The organism is Salipiger sp. PrR003, assembly GCF_010500785.1.
GTDB classification, from domain to species: Bacteria; Pseudomonadota; Alphaproteobacteria; order Rhodobacterales; family Rhodobacteraceae; genus Salipiger; species Salipiger pacificus_A.
The window spans coordinates 97,252-113,736 of sequence record NZ_JAAGOV010000021.1 but is presented as its reverse complement, the minus strand read 5'-3'; the positions used below and the strand labels follow the sequence as shown (position 1 = coordinate 113,736).

Annotated in this window: 17 protein-coding genes; 11 read left to right on the top strand and 6 right to left on the bottom strand. The window is 65.2% G+C overall.

Features of this window, described 5'->3' with window-relative positions:
* Window positions 1-10 precede the first annotated feature (10 nt).
* Window positions 11-757, top strand: coding sequence for a TadE/TadG family type IV pilus assembly protein (locus G0D83_RS01675; protein ID WP_235940392.1), 747 nt, complete (start codon window positions 11-13; stop codon window positions 755-757).
* A gap of 78 nt (window positions 758-835) precedes the next feature.
* Here the strand turns inward: G0D83_RS01675 and G0D83_RS01670 are convergent, their stop codons facing one another.
* Together G0D83_RS01670 and G0D83_RS01665 are read right to left on the bottom strand one after the other, a co-directional pair.
* On the bottom strand, window positions 836-1,342 hold the full coding sequence (locus G0D83_RS01670) for a hypothetical protein (RefSeq protein ID WP_235940391.1): 507 nt from the start codon (window positions 1,340-1,342) through the stop codon (window positions 836-838).
* A gap of 21 nt (window positions 1,343-1,363) precedes the next feature.
* On the bottom strand, window positions 1,364-2,197 hold the full coding sequence (locus G0D83_RS01665; protein ID WP_108966577.1) for a prephenate dehydratase: 834 nt from the start codon (window positions 2,195-2,197) through the stop codon (window positions 1,364-1,366).
* A 144-nt stretch (window positions 2,198-2,341) separates the two neighbouring features.
* Between G0D83_RS01665 and G0D83_RS01660 the strand changes: the two genes are divergently transcribed.
* The 5 genes from G0D83_RS01660 to G0D83_RS01640 all read left to right on the top strand — a co-directional run bounded on the left by G0D83_RS01660 (window position 2,342) and on the right by G0D83_RS01640 (window position 9,068).
* Window positions 2,342-2,851: a cytochrome c family protein gene (locus tag G0D83_RS01660; RefSeq protein WP_164188939.1), complete on the top strand. Its 510-nt coding sequence runs from the start codon at window positions 2,342-2,344 to the stop codon at window positions 2,849-2,851.
* Between the two features lie 312 nt (window positions 2,852-3,163).
* Complete coding sequence (locus tag G0D83_RS01655) at window positions 3,164-5,155, top strand: extracellular solute-binding protein (protein WP_164188937.1); 1,992 nt, start codon at window positions 3,164-3,166, stop codon at window positions 5,153-5,155.
* Between the two features lies 1 nt (window position 5,156).
* Entirely contained in the window at window positions 5,157-6,269 is a 1,113-nt protein-coding gene (locus G0D83_RS01650; RefSeq protein ID WP_164188935.1) for a microcin C ABC transporter permease YejB, read from the top strand.
* A 1-nt stretch (window position 6,270) separates the two neighbouring features.
* Window positions 6,271-7,476, top strand: coding sequence for an ABC transporter permease (locus G0D83_RS01645; RefSeq protein ID WP_164188932.1), 1,206 nt, complete (start codon window positions 6,271-6,273; stop codon window positions 7,474-7,476).
* Window positions 7,473-9,068 carry an ABC transporter ATP-binding protein gene (locus tag G0D83_RS01640; protein WP_164188930.1) on the top strand — a complete coding sequence of 532 codons (1,596 nt, stop codon included), beginning with the start codon at window positions 7,473-7,475 and terminating at the stop codon, window positions 9,066-9,068. Before G0D83_RS01645 ends, G0D83_RS01640 begins: the two co-directional genes overlap by 4 nt.
* Window positions 9,069-9,113: 45 nt before the next feature.
* Here G0D83_RS01640 and hemN read toward each other — a convergent pair whose 3' ends face one another.
* Window positions 9,114-10,469: an oxygen-independent coproporphyrinogen III oxidase gene (gene hemN / locus G0D83_RS01635; RefSeq protein ID WP_164188928.1), complete on the bottom strand. Its 1,356-nt coding sequence runs from the start codon at window positions 10,467-10,469 to the stop codon at window positions 9,114-9,116.
* A 64-nt stretch (window positions 10,470-10,533) separates the two neighbouring features.
* Between hemN and fnrL the strand changes: the two genes are divergently transcribed.
* Window positions 10,534-11,289, top strand: coding sequence for a transcriptional regulator FnrL (gene fnrL, locus G0D83_RS01630; protein ID WP_108966590.1), 756 nt, complete (start codon window positions 10,534-10,536; stop codon window positions 11,287-11,289).
* A gap of 19 nt (window positions 11,290-11,308) precedes the next feature.
* On the opposite strand, the gene G0D83_RS01625 is transcribed toward fnrL, so the two are convergent.
* Window positions 11,309-11,659, bottom strand: a complete 351-nt coding sequence (locus G0D83_RS01625; RefSeq protein ID WP_164188926.1) for a DUF1428 domain-containing protein — start codon at window positions 11,657-11,659, stop codon at window positions 11,309-11,311.
* A 70-nt stretch (window positions 11,660-11,729) separates the two neighbouring features.
* On the opposite strand from G0D83_RS01625, the gene G0D83_RS01620 reads away from it, so the two are divergent.
* Window positions 11,730-12,185: a MarR family winged helix-turn-helix transcriptional regulator gene (locus G0D83_RS01620; protein WP_108966593.1), complete on the top strand. Its 456-nt coding sequence runs from the start codon at window positions 11,730-11,732 to the stop codon at window positions 12,183-12,185.
* Window positions 12,186-12,210: 25 nt separating this feature from the next.
* Here G0D83_RS01620 and G0D83_RS01615 read toward each other — a convergent pair whose 3' ends face one another.
* Together G0D83_RS01615 and G0D83_RS01610 are read right to left on the bottom strand one after the other, a co-directional pair.
* Window positions 12,211-12,525 carry an SH3 domain-containing protein gene (locus G0D83_RS01615; RefSeq protein ID WP_235940390.1) on the bottom strand — a complete coding sequence of 105 codons (315 nt, stop codon included), beginning with the start codon at window positions 12,523-12,525 and terminating at the stop codon, window positions 12,211-12,213.
* A 274-nt stretch (window positions 12,526-12,799) separates the two neighbouring features.
* Window positions 12,800-13,639 carry a universal stress protein gene (locus G0D83_RS01610; RefSeq protein ID WP_164188924.1) on the bottom strand — a complete coding sequence of 280 codons (840 nt, stop codon included), beginning with the start codon at window positions 13,637-13,639 and terminating at the stop codon, window positions 12,800-12,802.
* 204 nt (window positions 13,640-13,843) lie between these two features.
* Between G0D83_RS01610 and ccoN the strand changes: the two genes are divergently transcribed.
* From ccoN to G0D83_RS01595, 3 genes are read left to right on the top strand one after another with little or no spacing between them, the layout of a single operon-like run.
* Window positions 13,844-15,457, top strand: coding sequence for a cytochrome-c oxidase, cbb3-type subunit I (gene ccoN, locus G0D83_RS01605; protein WP_164189064.1), 1,614 nt, complete (start codon window positions 13,844-13,846; stop codon window positions 15,455-15,457).
* A 41-nt stretch (window positions 15,458-15,498) separates the two neighbouring features.
* Window positions 15,499-16,269: a cytochrome-c oxidase, cbb3-type subunit II gene (gene ccoO / locus G0D83_RS01600; protein WP_164189061.1), complete on the top strand. Its 771-nt coding sequence runs from the start codon at window positions 15,499-15,501 to the stop codon at window positions 16,267-16,269.
* A gap of 12 nt (window positions 16,270-16,281) precedes the next feature.
* On the top strand, window positions 16,282-16,479 hold the full coding sequence (locus G0D83_RS01595; protein WP_108966599.1) for a cbb3-type cytochrome c oxidase subunit 3: 198 nt from the start codon (window positions 16,282-16,284) through the stop codon (window positions 16,477-16,479).
* The last annotated feature ends 6 nt before the right edge of the window (window positions 16,480-16,485 follow it).

The window sequence follows — 16,485 nt, the reverse complement described above, 5'->3', positions numbered from 1 at the left end:
GAGTGAGGACATGATGACCCTGAAGAGATCCCTCGCTTCGCGCCTGACCCGCTTTGCCCGCGACACCGAGGGCAACGTGACGATGGAAGCGATGATCACCCTGCCCATCCTGGTGGTGATCTTCGCAGCCTGCTGGGTCTATTTCGACGTCTTTCGCGAGACCTCGGTGAACCAGAAGGCCAACTACGTCATCGGCGATGCGCTCTCGCGCGAAACCGACGAGATCACCGACACCTATATCGACAACGCCTACAAGCTGCTGAAACTGTTCACCCGAACCGGCAACGCGGTTTACGGAGAGGACCGCGAAAACGCCGGCTTCGCCGAGGGCGACCTCTATAAGACCGACCTTCGGATCACCGTGGTCAGCTATTCGGAGAAAAAGGACAACTACTCGGTCGAATGGTCCGTCGTGCGCGGCGATCCGGCGCCGCTGACCAACGGCGACCTTAGCGGGATGCGCAACCGCCTGCCGATCCTGGCCGATGCCGCGCAGGTGATCCTGGTGGAGACCTGGGACGACTACTACCCGCTGTTCCGGGTCGGTCTCTCCGCCTTCCCGATCAAGGCCTACAGCTTCACCCAGCCGCGCTATGCGCCGCAGCTTCTCTACAACAACAAGAGCGGCAACAACGGCTGGGGCAACGGCGACCAGGACGCCTCGGGCAACTCGCTGTGCAACAACAACGCCGAGAACGCCACCGACTGCGACAACACCGACGGCAGCTACAACAATGAGGCTGGCTGGGACAGCTGATCCCCGCCCGCGCCCACCACCCTACGCAAAAGGCCGCAGCATCGCTGCGGCCTTTCTGCTCTTCGGGGTGCCCCGGGATCACATCTCCGGCGGCAGTTCGCCCTCGCGGCGCATCACCAGCACCGAGATGATGTCGGCCATCGGCTTGGTGTCGCGCGCGGCGGTCACCCCGCCCACGGCAACCCGCCGACCGGTGCGCCACCAAAGCCCCGGATACCACGCGCGCTTGCCCGGTGCCTTCAGCGTCAGGGCAAAGCCGTTCGAGGGTTTGAGCGCAAAGGCGCCGCGGTCCACCTTCACCACGTCGGCGATGCGCGCGATCACCGCGCCCGAGCTGTCGCTCAGCGCGTCGTCGGTGAGCAGCAGCTCGCGCGAGGTCACGCGCCACATCATCTGCGCGACCCAGAGCGCCGCCACGCCGAGCACGATCAGGAACACCAGCCAGAGCGGGTTCGCCGGCGGCTGCATCACCGCCAGCCAGAGCAGCAGCAGGCCGAGCCCGCCCATCGTGCCGACGCCGATCACCCGCCGCGGCCCGGTGGCCGAGGCGCGCGCCAGGATCTTGTCGTCCATCTTGTCTTGCATGGGTCCTCCCCCTGCCCCGGATCAGTCGCGGCGCGGATCGCGCGGATAGACCCCAAGGATTTCAAGGTATTCGGTGAAGTAGTCGAGTTCCTCCAGCGCCCGCTTGACCGCCGGGTCCTCGGGATGGCCCTCGATGTCGGCATAGAACTGCGTCGCGGTGAACGATCCGCCGACCATGTAGCTTTCCAGCTTGGTCATGTTGACGCCATTGGTGGCGAAACCGCCCATCGCCTTGTAGAGCGCGGCGGGAATGTTGCGCACCTGGAACACGAAGGTGGTCATCATGCCGTGATCGCCGCGGCGCTCGTGATTCGCCTCGGGCGACATGACGAGGAAGCGGGTGGTGTTATTGCCCTGGTCCTCGATGTGCCGCGCCAGCACGTCGAGGCCGTAGATTTCTCCCGCCAGTTCCGAGGCCAGCGCCGCGATCTCGGGCTTGCCCATCTCGGCCACCTGCCGCGCCGAGCCCGCCGTGTCGGCGCCGGTCAGCCGGGCGATGCCATGCTCGGACAGGAACTTCCGGCACTGGCCCAGCAGCACGGTATGGGTCATCGCCTTTTCGATCTTCTCGAGCGGCACCCCCGGCAGCGCCAGCAGGTTGATGTGCACCCGCACGAAGGCCTCGTCAACGATGTGCAGCCCAGAGTGCGGCAGCAGCGAGTGGATGTCCGCGACCCGCCCGTAGGTGGAGTTCTCGACCGGCAGCATGGCCAGATCCGCCTCACCGCTCTTCACCGCCTCGATCGTGTCCTCGAAGGTGCGGCACGGCAGTGCCTCCATGTCGGGACGGGCGTCTCGGCAGGCTTGGTGCGAATAGGCGCCAAGCTCTCCCTGGAAGGCAATGCGGTTGGTCATTTCAGTCTCGCGTCGTTTTGGAAACACTTGCAGCTTGTGGGCATTTGGTCGCGGCTAGTATACCTTGCCAGACGCCAAGGGAAGCCGTAGACCACTGATCGACGGTTATCTTTCGACGCCCGACCTGGGGAGGACACGCGACATATGTTTGATACCATGACCTTGACGAAAGTGGTGGGCGGCGTCTGCGGCGCCTTTCTGATCTACCTTCTGGGAAGCTGGGTCGGCGAAAGCCTCTACCACGTCGGCGGCAGCCATGGCGAGGAAACGGCCTCCTACGTGATCGAGGTCGCCGATGCCGGCGGCGGCGCCGAGGAAGAGACGGTCGACTTCGCCACGCTCATGGCCTCGGCCGATGCCGGCAAGGGAGAGAAGGTCTTCGGCAAGTGCCGTGCCTGCCACAAGATTGACGGCACCAACGCCACCGGCCCGCATCTCGACGGCGTCGTCGGGCGCGACATCGACGCCGTGGACGGCTTCTCCTACTCCGGCGCGCTCGAGCAGGTCGGCGATGTCTGGACCCCCGAGAACCTCTTCCACTTCCTCGAGAACCCCAAGGGTGTGGCGCCCGGAACCGCGATGTCCTTCGCCGGCCTGAAAAAGCCCGAGGACCGCGTGAACCTGATCGCCTACCTGGACTCGCTGGGCGGCTGATCCGCGGATCAGCCGGATCGCTCCGGCAGCAAGATTGCAAAGGCCACGGCCCCGCGCCGTGGCCTTTTTCTGTGCGCTGCGGACGGATGGGCGCTCCACCAGCGGCCGCTGCGCGCCCCTTCCCTGAAAAATCGACCCCCCAAAGCGCGCCGGGCCGCGACGCGGGCGGGACGGCCTGCGCGCAGGCGCCCTCGCGCCGAAATCGCGGGCGCTCACGCAAACTCCAGCAAGTTCGGCTTGAATGTCGTCGCGACCGGCCCTTAGCTTACATCAAACGGCAGAGCTCAAGCCGACAACCAGAGGGGAGACCACATGATCCGGACGACGCGCCCTGCCGCGGCCGCCATTCGCAGCCTCGATCCGATTGCCTTTCGCCCCCTTCTCGGCGCGCTGACCGCGCTGGGGATCGCCCTCGCCGCCCAAGCCGGCTGGGCCCAGGACTCCAGTCCCGCAGCCAGCCCCGCCGCCACCGAAACTGCCCCCGACTCCGCCGAGGCGACGGATCAGAAGATCATCACCGCGCACGGCTACTCCTACTTCGGCGAGCTCGACTACCCTGCCGACTACGACCATTTCGACTTTGCGAACCCCGACGCGCCAAAGGGGGGCGAGATCGTGCTCGGCGCCTCCGGCACCTTCGACAGCATGAATCCCTATTCGCGCAAGGGCCGCGCCGGGGCGCTGACCACCCTGCAATACGATAGCCTGATCGAGAGCACCGAGGATTCCGTCGGCCAATATTACGGCGTCCTCGCCGAGAGCCTCGAATACCCCGAGGACAAATCCTGGGTGATCTTCCACATCCGCCCCGAGGCGACCTTCTGGGACGGCACGCCGGTCACCGCCGAGGACGTGGTCTATTCGCACAAGCTCTTCATCACCCAGGGCCTTCCCTCCTATGCCGCCGCCGTGGGCGAGATGGTGACCGGCGCAGAAGCGCTCGACGAGCGCACCGTGAAATTCACCTTCAACACAGAGCTCACCAAGCGCTCGCGCATCGAGACCGTGGGCGCCACGCCGGTGTTCAAGAAGGCCTGGTTCGAGGAAGACCCCGAGAAGCGCCGCCTCGACGAGCCGCGCATGGAGGTGGCGGTCGGCTCTGGCCCCTACAAGCTCGACAGCTACGAGGTGAACCGCCGCATCGTCTACAAGCTGCGCGACGACTATTGGGGCCGCGACATCCCCTTCAACAAGGGCCGGCACAACTACGGCACCGTCCGGGTCGAGTATTTCTCTGACCAGACGGCGTCCTTCGAGGCGTTCAAGGCGGGCGAATACACCTTCCGGGTCGAGAGCGACCCCAAGCTCTGGGCCACCTCCTACGACTTCCCGCGCATCCAGCAGGGAACGGTGAAAAAGGAAGAGATCGCCGACGGCAGCCCGCCCAACCCCACCGGCTTCGTCTTCAACCTCGCCAAGCCGCAGCTCAAGGACAAGCGCGTGCGCGAGGCGATCGCCCTGGCCTTCAACTTCGAGTGGAGCAATGAGAGCCTGCGCTACGGGCTCTACAGCCCGCGCAGTTCCTTCGTCGAGGGCACCCCGATCGAGGCCAAGGGCCTGCCCGAGGGGGCCGAGCTGGACTTCCTCAAGTCGCTGGGCGACGTGGTTCCCGAAGGCATCTACACCACCGACGTCTGGACCATGCACGAGAGCAACCCCGAGGACCTGATCAGCCGCGGCACGCGCCGCCAGGCAGGCGGGCTGCTGCAGGAGGCGGGCTGGAGCGTGGGCGACGACGGGCTGGCGCGCAATGACGCCGGCGAGACCCTCAAGCTGCACATGATCATTCCCAGCAACATCGAAGCGAGCATCGAGTCGATGCATGAAACCTACGTGCAGAACCTGCGCGCCATCGGGATCGATGCCAGCTACGAAAAGGTCGATCCCTCGCAGTTCACGCTGCGGCAGCGCGAGCGCGACTACGACATGATCTACTCGAGTCGCTACGGCGCCTTCCTGTCCACGGGGGGCGGGCTCAGCCAGATGTACGGCTCGCGCGAAGCCGAATTCTCGCTCTTCAACCCCGCCGGGCTCGCCAGCCCGCTCGTCGACGCGATCATCGCCGCCAGTTTCGAGGCCACCAGCCAGGCGGAAACCGACGTCGCGCTGATGGCGCTCGACCGCGCGCTGCGCTACGAGTTCTTCATCGTCCCCGACGGCTATATCGCAGACTACTGGGTCGCCTATTACGACATGTACGAACACCCCGAGACCATCCCGCCCTACGATCTTGGCTACCTCAGCCTTTGGTGGGTGAACCCCGACAAGGAGAAGGCCCTCAAAGAGGCCGGCGTGCTGAAATAATATGGGAGCCTACATTCTCCGCAGACTGCTGCTCATCATCCCCACGCTCTTGGGGATCATGATCATCAACTTCGCGCTGGTGCAGTTCGTGCCCGGCGGTCCCATCGAACAGATCATCGCCCAGATCGAGGGCCAGGGAGACGTCTTCGGCGGCTTCTCCGGCGGTGGCGGCACTGCGCCCGGTGCCGGAATGGACACTGTCGGCGCGGGCATGGGCGGCGGCGGCAACGAGAAATACGTCGGCGCCCGCGGGTTGCCGCCCGAGTTCATCGAGAGCCTCGAGAAGGAGTTCGGCTTCGACAAGCCCCCCCTCGAGCGCTTCTTCGGGATGATGTGGAACTACATGCGGCTCGACTTCGGCGAGAGCTACTTCCGCTCGATCTCGGTGATCGACCTGGTGCTGGAAAAGATGCCGGTGTCGATCTCGCTCGGGCTCTGGTCGACGATCATCGCCTATATCGTCTCGATCCCGCTCGGCATTCGCAAGGCCGTCAAGGACGGCAGCAGCTTCGACACATGGACGTCGGGCGTGATCATCGTCGCCTACGCCATCCCGGGCTTCCTCTTCGCCATCCTGCTGCTGGTGCTCTTCGCCGGTGGCTCGTTCTGGCAGATCTTCCCGCTGCGGGGCCTCACCTCGGACAACTGGGAGGCGCTGAGCTGGCCGATGAAGATCGCCGATTACTTCTGGCACATCGCGCTGCCGGTGATCGCCTCGACGATCTCGGCCTTTGCCACGCTGACGCTGCTGACCAAGAACTCCTTCCTCGACGAAATCAAGAAGCACTACGTGATGACCGCCCGTGCCAAGGGCCTGAGCGAGAGCCGCGTGCTCTATGGCCACGTCTTCCGCAATGCCATGCTGATCGTCATCGCCGGCTTCCCGGCGGTGTTCATCGGCGTCTTCTTCTCGGGCTCGCTGATCATCGAGACGATCTTCTCGCTCGACGGTCTCGGGCGGCTCGGTTTCGAGGCGGCGGTGGCGCGCGACTATCCGGTGATCTTCGGCACGCTTTTTATCTTCGGCCTCATCGGCCTTGTCGTCGGGATCATCTCGGACATGATGTACGTTCTGGTCGATCCGCGCATCGACTTCGAGAAGCGGGAGGGCTGAGATGAGCTACGAGCCTGATCCCCGCTTCGACGACTCCGCGCCGCTCCGCCCGCAGCCCGAGCCCGGAATTCCCGTCGTCCCGCAGCCCAAACCCGGCCGCTTCGCGCTGTCGCCGCTGAACCAGCGCCGCTGGCGCAACTTCAAGCGCAACCGCCGCGCCTTCTGGTCGCTGTGGATCTTCGTGGTGCTCTTCGGCCTGTCGCTGTTCGCCGAGTTCATCGCCAACGACAAGCCGATCCTCGTCAGCTACCGCGGCGAGCTGCGCATGCCGATCTTCAATTTCTACCCCGAAACCGCCTTTGGCGGCGACTTCCGGACCGAGGCCGCCTACCGCGATCCCGAGGTGCAATGCCTCATTCGCACCGGCGGCATCGAGGCATGTTTCGACGACCCCGAAGGGCTGATCGAGACGGTGGAGGCGGGCGGCACCCCCGAGGGCGATTTCGTCAAGGGATGGAGCATCTGGCCGCCCATTCCCTACACGTTCAACACCCCGGTCGACCGTCCCGGCGCGGCGCCCCTGCCCCCGAATGGGCAGAACCTGCTCGGTACCGACGACACCAAGCGCGACGTGCTGGCGCGGGTGATCTACGGCTTCCGCCTGTCGATCCTCTTCACGCTGGTGGTCACGGTCGTCTCGTCGATCATCGGCGTCGTCGCCGGGGCACTGCAGGGCTTCTTCGGCGGCTGGCTCGACCTCATTTTCCAGCGGCTGATCGAGATATGGTCCGCAACGCCATCGCTTTACGTGATCATCATCCTCTTCGCCATTCTGGGCCGAAGTTTCTGGCTGCTGGTTTTCCTGACGGTGCTCTTCGGCTGGACGGCACTCGTGGGCGTGGTGCGGGCAGAATTCCTGCGCGCGCGCAACCTCGAGTACGTGCGCGCCGCCAAGGCGCTCGGCGTCAGCAACTGGACCATCATGTTCCGCCACATGCTGCCCAACGCCATGGTCGCGACGCTGACCATGCTGCCCTTCATCGTGACCGGCACGATCAGCACTCTCGCCGGCCTCGACTTCCTCGGCTTCGGCCTGCCCTCCTCGGCGCCCTCGCTGGGCGAGCTGACATTGCAGGCCAAGCAGAACCTGCAGGCGCCGTGGCTGGCCTTCACCGCCTTCACCGTCTTTGCCCTGATGCTGTCGCTGCTGGTCTTCATCTTCGAAGGCGTACGCGACGCGTTTGACCCCAGAAAGACCTTCTCATGAGCGCCAATATCCTCGAGGTCCGCGACCTGAAGGTCAGCTTCACCCAGGACGGCACGCGCAGCCTCGCGGTCAAGGGTGTGAGCTTCGACATCCCGCGCGGCGAGACCGTGGCGCTGGTCGGCGAGTCGGGCTCGGGCAAGTCGGTGACCGCGCTCTCGACCGTCTCGCTGCTGGGCGATGCCGCACATGTCGAAGGCTCGGTCCGCTACAACGATCAGGAGATGATCGGCGCCGATCTGCAGCGCCTGCGCAAGGTGCGGGGCAATGACATCAGCTTCATCTTCCAGGAGCCGATGACCTCGCTCAACCCGCTGCACACGCTGGAAAAGCAACTCGGCGAGAGCCTCGCGCTGCACCAGGGGCTAACCGGCGACAAGGCCCGCGCGCGCATCCTCGATCTGCTGAACAAGGTCGGCATCCGCGACCCCGAAAGCCGTCTGTCGGCTTATCCGCACCAGCTTTCGGGCGGGCAGCGGCAGCGGGTGATGATCGCCATGGCGCTGGCCAACGGGCCGGACCTGCTGATCGCGGATGAGCCCACCACCGCGCTCGACGTGACCATCCAGGCGCAGATCCTCGAGCTTCTGGCCGATCTCAAGCAGGCCGAGAGCATGAGCCTGCTGTTCATCACCCACGACCTCAACATCGTGCGCAAGATTGCAGACCGGGTCTGCGTGATGAAGAACGGCGAGATCGTCGAGCATGGCCCCACCGCCGAGCTTTTCGCCAACCCGCAGCATCCCTACACGCTGAAGCTGATCTCGGCCGAGAGCACCGGGAAACCTGATCCGGTTGAGCCGGATGCGAAAGAGATCGCCCGCGCCGACAATCTGAAGATCTGGTTCCCCATCCAGAAAGGGTTCCTGAAAAAGACCGTCGGCTACGTGAAGGCGGTCAACGACGCGTCTTTCTCAGTGCGCGCGGGCGAGACCGTGGGCATCGTCGGCGAGTCCGGGTCGGGCAAGACCACGCTGGCTCTTGCGATCATGCGGCTGATCCAGTCACAGGGCGGCATCACCTTCGACGGGCGCGACGTGCGCGACCTGTCGACCCGGCAGCTGCGCAAGCTGCGCTCCGAGATGCAGATCGTCTTCCAGGACCCCTTCGGCTCGCTCAGCCCGCGGATGACCTGCGAGCAGATCATCGCCGAGGGTCTCGGCGTGCACGGCTCCCCCGACGGGCGACCCGCGAAAGAGGTGGTGGCAGCGATCATGACCGAGGTGGGTCTCGACCCGGCCACGATGCACCGCTACCCGCATGAATTCTCGGGGGGTCAACGCCAGCGGATCGCCATCGCCCGCGCCATGGTGCTGCGGCCCAAGCTGGTGGTGCTGGACGAGCCGACCTCGGCGCTCGACATGACGGTGCAGGTGCAGATCGTCGAGCTGCTGCGCGCGCTGCAGCGCAAGTACGACCTCGCCTACCTCTTCATCAGCCACGACCTCAAGGTGGTGCGCGCGATGAGCCACAAGGTCATCGTGATGAAGCAGGGCGACGTGGTGGAGATGGGCGACGCGGAAGAGATTTTCGCCGCGCCCAAGACGGACTACACGCAGACGCTCTTTGCCGCGGCCTTCGAGCTGGCGGGATAAGGCGGCGCGCGCCGGGCGGGCCAGCGCCCGCCCATGCGCCATTGCTCAGATCGCCGAGCTGTGCCCGGCCTTCGACAGCTCGTAGGCATCGAAGCTGCGCGCCACCATGCGGGTCAGCGGCCGCGCGCCCACCGGAATGAAAAGCCCGTCCTCAGTGATCTCCAGCAGCCCGTCGAAGCGGGCATTGGCATCGCGGTACAGGCCCGCGAGCATCGCCTCGCTCGCGCCGTAGTCCCGGATCAACTCCTCGGAGCGGATGCGGAAATCGCACATCAGCATTTCGATCATCCGCGAGCGCAGCTTGTCCTCGCCCCGGAAAGTATGCCCGCGCGCTGTCGAGAAACGCCCCTCTCGGATCGCCGCCACATGCGCCGAGGTCGCCGGAGCATTCTGCGCGAAGCCCTGCGGAAAGCGCGAGATCGACGAGGCCCCCACCCCGATCAGCACCTCGGACGTGTCGTCGGTGTAGCCTTGGAAGTTGCGCCGCAACTTGCCGGTCTTCTGCGCGATCGCCAGCCCGTCATCGGGCACGGCGAAGTGGTCGATGCCGATCTCGGCGTAGCCATCCCAGGCAAAAAGCTGGCGCGCCGTCTCGAAAAGGTCGAGCCGTTCGCTCGGCGTGGGCAGCGCGTCCGAGGGGATCATCTGCTGGCGCTTGGCCATCCAGGGCACATGCGCGTAGCCGTAGAGCGCCACGCGGTCGGGCCCGAGCGACAGCAGCTTCTGCACCGACTCGGTGATCCGCGCCTTCGACTGATGCGACAGCCCGTACAGGATGTCGGCGTTGAGGCTGCCGATGCCGCGGTCGCGGACCATCTCGATCGCGCGGCGGGTCACCTCGTAGCTCTGCTCGCGACCGATGGTCTTCTGGATCCCGGGATCGAAGTCCTGCACCCCGATCGAGACACGGTTCATCCCCCCGGCGGCCAGCACGTCGAGCCGCTCGCCGTCGATCTCGTTGGGGTCGATCTCGACCGAGAACTCGGCCCCTTCGGCGAAATCGGCAACGTCGGCGAGCTTGTCGATCAGTGCCCGCATCAGCTCGGGCGTCAGCAGCGTCGGCGTGCCGCCGCCCCAGTGCAGCCGCGACAGTTTGACACCCCGGGGCAGATGCCGCTTCAGCAGGTCAAGCTCGGCCTTCAGCGTCTCGACGTAGCTTTCCACCGGCGCGAGGGTCGCGGTGCCCTGCGTGCGGCAGGCGCAGAACCAGCACAGCCTGCGACAGAAAGGCACGTGCAGGTAGAGTGAGACCATGCCATTTTCGGGCACGGCCCTGATCCAGTTTGCGAAATCGCCCGGGGTGACGTCGCCCGAGAAATGCGGGGCCGTCGGGTAGCTGGTGTACCGGGGAACCTTCGCGTCGAAGAGGCCAAGGCGGGAGAGTTGTGCTCGCGTAATCATGAGCGTAGGCTTACGAAAATTTTTCGCGGCACGACTTTGACGCAGATCAAGATTTGGACATGGAATGCTGAACGAAAAGAGCATCGCGGTTTCGCATGACTGCAACGAGTGCCCGATCCGCCACCGTGCGGTCTGCGCCCGCTGCGAGTCGGATGAGCTCGAGCGGCTCGAAGAAATCAAGTATTACCGCAAATTCGAAGCCGGGCAGACGGTGATCTGGTCCGGCGACCGGATGGAATTCGTCGGCTCGGTGGTCTCGGGCATCGCGACGCTCACCCAGACCATGGAAGACGGGCGCACCCAGATGGTCGGCCTGCTGCTGCCGTCGGATTTCGTCGGCCGTCCGGGCCGCGCCTCGGCTGCCTACGACGTGGTGGCAACCACCGACCTGGTGATGTGCTGCTTCCGCAAGAGCCCCTTCGAAGAGATGATGATGCGCACCCCGCATATCGCGCAGCGCCTTCTCGAGATGACCCTCGACGAGCTCGATGCTGCACGCGAATGGATGCTGGTGCTCGGCCGCAAGACCGCGCGCGAGAAGATCGCCTCGCTGCTGTCGATCATTGCCCGTCGCGATGCCTCGATCAACATGCGCGACGTGAGCGCGCCCGGCGAGCGGATCACCTTTGACCTGCCGCTCACCCGCGAGGCCATGGCGGATTACCTCGGGCTGACGCTCGAGACGGTCAGCCGCCAGGTCTCGGCGCTGCGCAAGGACGGGGTGATCGAGCTCGAGGGCAAGCGCCACGTCACCATCCCCGACATGGACCGGTTGCTCGAAGAGGCGGGCGACGACGCGGACGGCGGCGTTTTCGCCTGACCGCCCGCCTGCGCCCGGCTCAGGCCTCGAACAGCGGATCGAAGCTTCCGTAGATCATCCGCTTGCCGTCAAAAGGCATGTCCATGGTCGCCTTCCAGCGTTCATCGGTCTCGAAGGAGGCGCCGCAGCGGTCGGCGGTCTCCTTGTCGGGCCAGATCATCCAGCTGAACACCACGGCCTCTCCCTCTTCGCGCTTCACCGCCATGGGAAAGGAGGTCAGCTTGCCCTCGGGCACCTCGGCCTCCCAGCATTCGTGTAGCGACAAGGCCCCGTATTCCTTGAATAAATCCCAGGATTTTCGGGCCGTCTCCAAATAGGCTGCCTTGTTTTCCTGCGGCACGGGCGTCAAAAACCCCCAAACATGCGTCATGAGACATCTCCTGTTGCTCTTCCGCATCCTAGGCGCATAATTAAGTTGATATCAACATGAATGAGAATACATGAGCGAGACAACGCCATCCCTGCCCTATGAGACCACCCTCGAGGTCCGCGACCGCTGCCTGTGCTTCCGCGCGCAGCGGGCGGCACGCGCGCTTGGCCGGCGCTTCGACGTCGCGCTGAAACCCGTGGGGCTGACCAACGGGCAGTTCTCGATCCTGATGTCGCTGAACCGCCCCGAGCCGCCGCGCATCTCGGATCTGGCGCCCTTCCTGGCCATGGACCGCACCACGCTGACCGCGGCGCTCAAGGTGCTCGAGCGGCGCGGGCTGGTCGAAAGCACCGCCGATGCCGAGGACAAGCGCGGCAAGCGGCTGCGCCTGTCCCCGCGGGGACACGAGGTGCTGCACGCGGCGATGCCGATCTGGCGCCGCGAGCACGATGCCGTGGACACGGCGCTCGGGGATATGGACCTCGAGACGCTGAAGGCGGCGCTGATGGCCCTGGGCGAGATCTGAGCCCGTCCCCGCGGGGACGGCGTGCTCAGTGCTCGCGCAGATAGGCCCAGGAGACGTAGCCCCGTGTCTCCGGCGCCCGGTCGAGGGCGGCCTCGCACCAGCGGGTTCCGCCGGTCTGGGTGCAGTCGTAGACCCGAAGGACGGTGCCGTTCGGCAGGCCGATGATCACGTCGAAACCGGTGCCCGGCCCGCCGCGCAGCTTGAGCATGTCGCCCTCTTCGACGCCGTAAACCTCGTAGCGCCCGCCCCAGCCGGGATTGGCGGCACATCCGCCCAATGTCGCCGCAAGGGCGAGCGCTGCCGCGCCTCTCATCATCACGGTCCCGATCGTTGCGCGCATGGGTGTCTCCTGCTCGTTCTTTTCTGCCTCGGCCCGGACCCTATCGACTTGCCGGTGCGAAAGGAACCTCAACCGAGCGCGCCGGGCCGTTGCGCCCCCACCGTGCGGTGCCCGGGCAACCTCTGCCGCAGACACGTCCTCGCAGGGTTGGCGCGGCAGACACGGACCGGCTGACACGGACCGGCTGACACGACAAGGGCGGACCCTCGGGTCCGCCCTCGGACGGCTTGCGCCGCCTGTCCGGTTTCTTCGCAGAGGCCTCTTCTCCCAAGCCTCAATGCGCCAGAAAGACCGGTACCTCCGCCAGTTCCAGCATGTTCCGCGTCGCGCCGCCGAGGATCGCCTCGCGGAAGCGGGAATGGCCATATGCACCCATGATGATCATGTCACCGTCCACGTCCTGCACGTGGCGGTTCAGGATGTCGGAGATCCGCGGCATGGTCTTCGTCAGCACGTCGATCTCGGCGCTCACCCCGTGGCGCGACAGGTATTGCGACAGCATGCCGCCCGGATCGGAGCGGTTCGGCCCGTGCTGCGGCGGATCGATGACCACCACGTGCACCGCCTCGGCCTCCTTGAGGATCGGCATGGCGGCGCGCACCGAGCGCAGCGCCTCGGCGCTTTCGTTCCAGCCCAGCACGACGCGCTTGGGCTTGCTCGACGGGTCCGAGGCGCGCGGCACCACCAGCACCGGGGCCTGCCCCTCGAAGAGCGCGCCCTCGACCACCGGCTCCAGCTCGACGCCGCGGTCCGGGCCATAGGGCTTGGGCAGCACCACCATGTCGGCAAACCGCGCCCGGCCCGCCACGTGGCGACCGATGTCGGCCAATTGCGCCACACCCTCCTCGACCGCCCAACGCAGGTCGAAGCGGTTCAGCCGCGCCTTCGCCGCCGTGGCAAGCGCCGTGGCGTCCTTGGAAGCGCGGTCGAGCGTTTCCTGCAGGATGATCGCGTCGGCGCCGGCGTAATAATAGCCGGTCTGGGTGCGGTCGACGCCAAAGGCGAGCACATCCAGATGGGCGTCCCAGCAGGCGGCAACCGCGGCGGCGTGATCGATCGTCGACTCCAGGAAGGCCTCGTCGGTCACAACCGTAAGTATTGATTTGTAGCCCATTGCAATCTCCGTGGTATTGTCCGGGAGGGCCCGACACCGGCACATTACGCCCGAAGGGCAACCCTTAGAATGACTTAACGCAAGAACTCGGAACCAAAGCCTTGATTCAGATCAAGGTTGGGCGGGAGCATTCACTTCAAAACCCCGTCAGTCAGAACCGCTCGCGCGGCAACGAATCGTGCGAGTCAGACGAAGGGACGAATGATGCTGAATTATATCAAGCTCATCGTGCTGGGGGTTGTCGCGCTCTTCGCGCTGATCGCTGCCAACTACGCACGAGACGTGGCTTACATGGTCAATGCGCTGACCATCTTCCTCCTCGCGGCGGGTCTGTTCCTCTGGACCCTCCGCAATACCGACGAGCCGGTGCCCGCCCGGGTGCGAGAGCTGAGCTACATGGACGATGTGGTGCGCGCCGGCGTCATTGCAACCGCCTTCTGGGGCGTGGTGGGATTCGCGGTCGGCGTGTTCATCGCCACCCAGCTGGCCTTTCCGGCGCTCAACTTCGAATGGGCGCAGGGCTTTGCCAACTTCGGACGGCTGCGGCCGCTGCACACCTCGGCGGTGATTTTCGCCTTTGGCGGCAACGCGCTGATCTGCACATCGTTCTACGTCGTCCAGCGCACCTCGGCGACCCGCCTCTGGGGCGGCAACCTCGCGTGGTACGTCTTCTGGGGCTACCAGCTTTTCATCGTGCTGGCCGCGACCGGCTACCTGCTGGGCGCCACCCAGTCGAAGGAATACGCCGAGCCCGAATGGTACGTCGACTGGCTGCTGACCGTGGTCTGGGTCGCCTACCTGCTGGTCTTCGTCGGCACGATCATCAAGCGCAAGGAACCGCACATCTACGTGGCGAACTGGTTCTACCTGAGCTTCATCATCACCGTCGCCATGCTGCACATCTTCAACAACCTCAGCATCCCCGTATCGATCTGGGGCTCGAAGTCGGTGCAACTGTTCTCGGGCGTGCAGGACGCGATGACGCAATGGTGGTATGGCCACAACGCCGTGGGCTTCTTCCTGACCGCCGGCTTCCTGGGGATGATGTACTACTTCGTGCCCAAGCAGGCCGAGCGCCCGGTGTTCTCCTACAAGCTGTCGATCGTGCACTTCTGGGCGCTGATCTTCCTCTACATCTGGGCCGGTCCGCACCACCTGCACTACACCGCCCTGCCCGACTGGGCCTCGACCCTTGGCATGGTGTTCTCGATCATCCTGTGGATGCCCAGCTGGGGCGGCATGATCAACGGCCTGATGACGCTTTCGGGGGCCTGGGACAAGCTGCGCACCGACCCGATCATGCGGATGCTGGTGATCTCGATCGGCTTCTACGGCATGTCGACCTTCGAAGGCCCGATGATGTCGATCCGCGCGGTGAACTCGCTGTCGCACTACACCGACTGGACCATTGGCCACGTGCACTCCGGCGCGCTTGGCTGGAACGGCATGATCACCTTCGGCGCGCTCTACTTCCTGACGCCGAAACTGTGGAACCGTGAGCGCCTTTACAGCCTCAGCCTCGTCAGCTGGCACTTCTGGCTCGCCACCATCGGCATCGTGCTCTACGCCGCGTCGATGTGGGTCACGGGCATCATGGAAGGCCTGATGTGGCGCGAGGTGGATGCCAACGGCTTCCTCGTCAACAGCTTCGCCGACACCGTGTCCGCCAAGTTCCCGATGTACGTGGTGCGCGCCCTCGGCGGCGGCCTCTACATCGCTGGTGCGATTATCATGTGCTACAACCTGTGGATGACCGTGAAACGGGCTCCGGCTGTCGAAGCCGAGACCGCGGCCGCTCTCGCGCACCCGGCCGAATAAGGAGGGCCGAGACAATGGCAACCAACGACAAAAAGCCCCCGATGCCGGCCTCCGCCACGGGTCTGGGTGACCGCCCCAAAAGGTGGTCCATCCTCGACAAGCACGGCGTTCTCGAGAGGAACGTCACGCTGCTGGCCATTTTCGCCTTCCTGGTGGTGACCATTGGCGGGCTGGTGCAGATCGTGCCGCTCTTCTACCTGGAAAACACCATCGAGGACGTGGAGGGCATGCGCCCCTATACCCCGCTGGAGCTGGCCGGGCGCGACATCTACATCCGCGAGGGCTGCTACGTCTGCCACAGCCAAATGATCCGCCCGATGCGCGACGAAGTGGAGCGCTACGGCCATTACTCGCTGGCGGCGGAATCGCAGTACGACCACCCGTTCCAATGGGGCTCGAAGCGGACGGGGCCCGACCTCGCCCGCGTCGGCGGCCGCTACTCGGACGAGTGGCACGTCGATCACCTGACCGACCCGCAGTCGGTCGTGCCGGAATCGGTGATGCCCAAGTACGGCTTCCTGTCGGCCAAGCTGATCGACGGGCAGTACATGGAAGACCTTCTGGCCACCCACCGCATGGTCGGCGTGCCCTATACCGACGAGATGGTCGAGAACGCCTCGGCCGACTTCCGGGTGCAGGCGAACCCCGATCTCGACTACGACGGGCTGCTCGAGCGCTACGGCGAGAAGGTCAGCGTGCGCAACTTCGACGGCGAACCGGGCATCTCGGAAATGGATGCGCTGGTGGCCTACCTGCAGATGCTCGGCACGCTGGTCGATTTCTCGACCTTCACGCCCGACGCCAGCCGCTGAGGAGGGGACGAGATGGACACCTATTCCGGCCTCCGCCACTTCGCGGACAGCTGGGGGCTGCTGCTGATGTTCCTGTTCTTCGTGGGGATGATCGTCTGGATCTTCCGCCCCGGGGCCAGGCGCAATCACGATGACGCCGCCAGCATCCCGCTTCGCAACGACACCGCCCCGGCCGCGCCCGACGCGCCCGAAAAACCCGCCCACAAGTGAGGAGGC

Bases quoted from the DNA above. Each gene is read 5' to 3' on its own strand.
- G0D83_RS01675 (WP_235940392.1), top strand. From the start codon at position 11: ATGATGACCCTGAAGAGATCCCTCGCTTCGCGCCTGACCCGCTTTGCC.
- G0D83_RS01670 (WP_235940391.1), bottom strand. From the start codon at position 1,342: ATGCAAGACAAGATGGACGACAAGATCCTGGCGCGCGCCTCGGCCACC.
- G0D83_RS01665 (WP_108966577.1), bottom strand. From the start codon at position 2,197: ATGACCAACCGCATTGCCTTCCAGGGAGAGCTTGGCGCCTATTCGCAC.
- G0D83_RS01660 (WP_164188939.1), top strand. From the start codon at position 2,342: ATGTTTGATACCATGACCTTGACGAAAGTGGTGGGCGGCGTCTGCGGC.
- G0D83_RS01655 (WP_164188937.1), top strand. From the start codon at position 3,164: ATGATCCGGACGACGCGCCCTGCCGCGGCCGCCATTCGCAGCCTCGAT.
- G0D83_RS01650 (WP_164188935.1), top strand. From the start codon at position 5,157: ATGGGAGCCTACATTCTCCGCAGACTGCTGCTCATCATCCCCACGCTC.
- G0D83_RS01645 (WP_164188932.1), top strand. From the start codon at position 6,271: ATGAGCTACGAGCCTGATCCCCGCTTCGACGACTCCGCGCCGCTCCGC.
- G0D83_RS01640 (WP_164188930.1), top strand. From the start codon at position 7,473: ATGAGCGCCAATATCCTCGAGGTCCGCGACCTGAAGGTCAGCTTCACC.
- hemN (WP_164188928.1), bottom strand. From the start codon at position 10,469: ATGATTACGCGAGCACAACTCTCCCGCCTTGGCCTCTTCGACGCGAAG.
- fnrL (WP_108966590.1), top strand. From the start codon at position 10,534: ATGCTGAACGAAAAGAGCATCGCGGTTTCGCATGACTGCAACGAGTGC.
- G0D83_RS01625 (WP_164188926.1), bottom strand. From the start codon at position 11,659: ATGACGCATGTTTGGGGGTTTTTGACGCCCGTGCCGCAGGAAAACAAG.
- G0D83_RS01620 (WP_108966593.1), top strand. From the start codon at position 11,730: ATGAGCGAGACAACGCCATCCCTGCCCTATGAGACCACCCTCGAGGTC.
- G0D83_RS01615 (WP_235940390.1), bottom strand. From the start codon at position 12,525: ATGCGCGCAACGATCGGGACCGTGATGATGAGAGGCGCGGCAGCGCTC.
- G0D83_RS01610 (WP_164188924.1), bottom strand. From the start codon at position 13,639: ATGGGCTACAAATCAATACTTACGGTTGTGACCGACGAGGCCTTCCTG.
- ccoN (WP_164189064.1), top strand. From the start codon at position 13,844: ATGCTGAATTATATCAAGCTCATCGTGCTGGGGGTTGTCGCGCTCTTC.
- ccoO (WP_164189061.1), top strand. From the start codon at position 15,499: ATGCCGGCCTCCGCCACGGGTCTGGGTGACCGCCCCAAAAGGTGGTCC.
- G0D83_RS01595 (WP_108966599.1), top strand. From the start codon at position 16,282: ATGGACACCTATTCCGGCCTCCGCCACTTCGCGGACAGCTGGGGGCTG.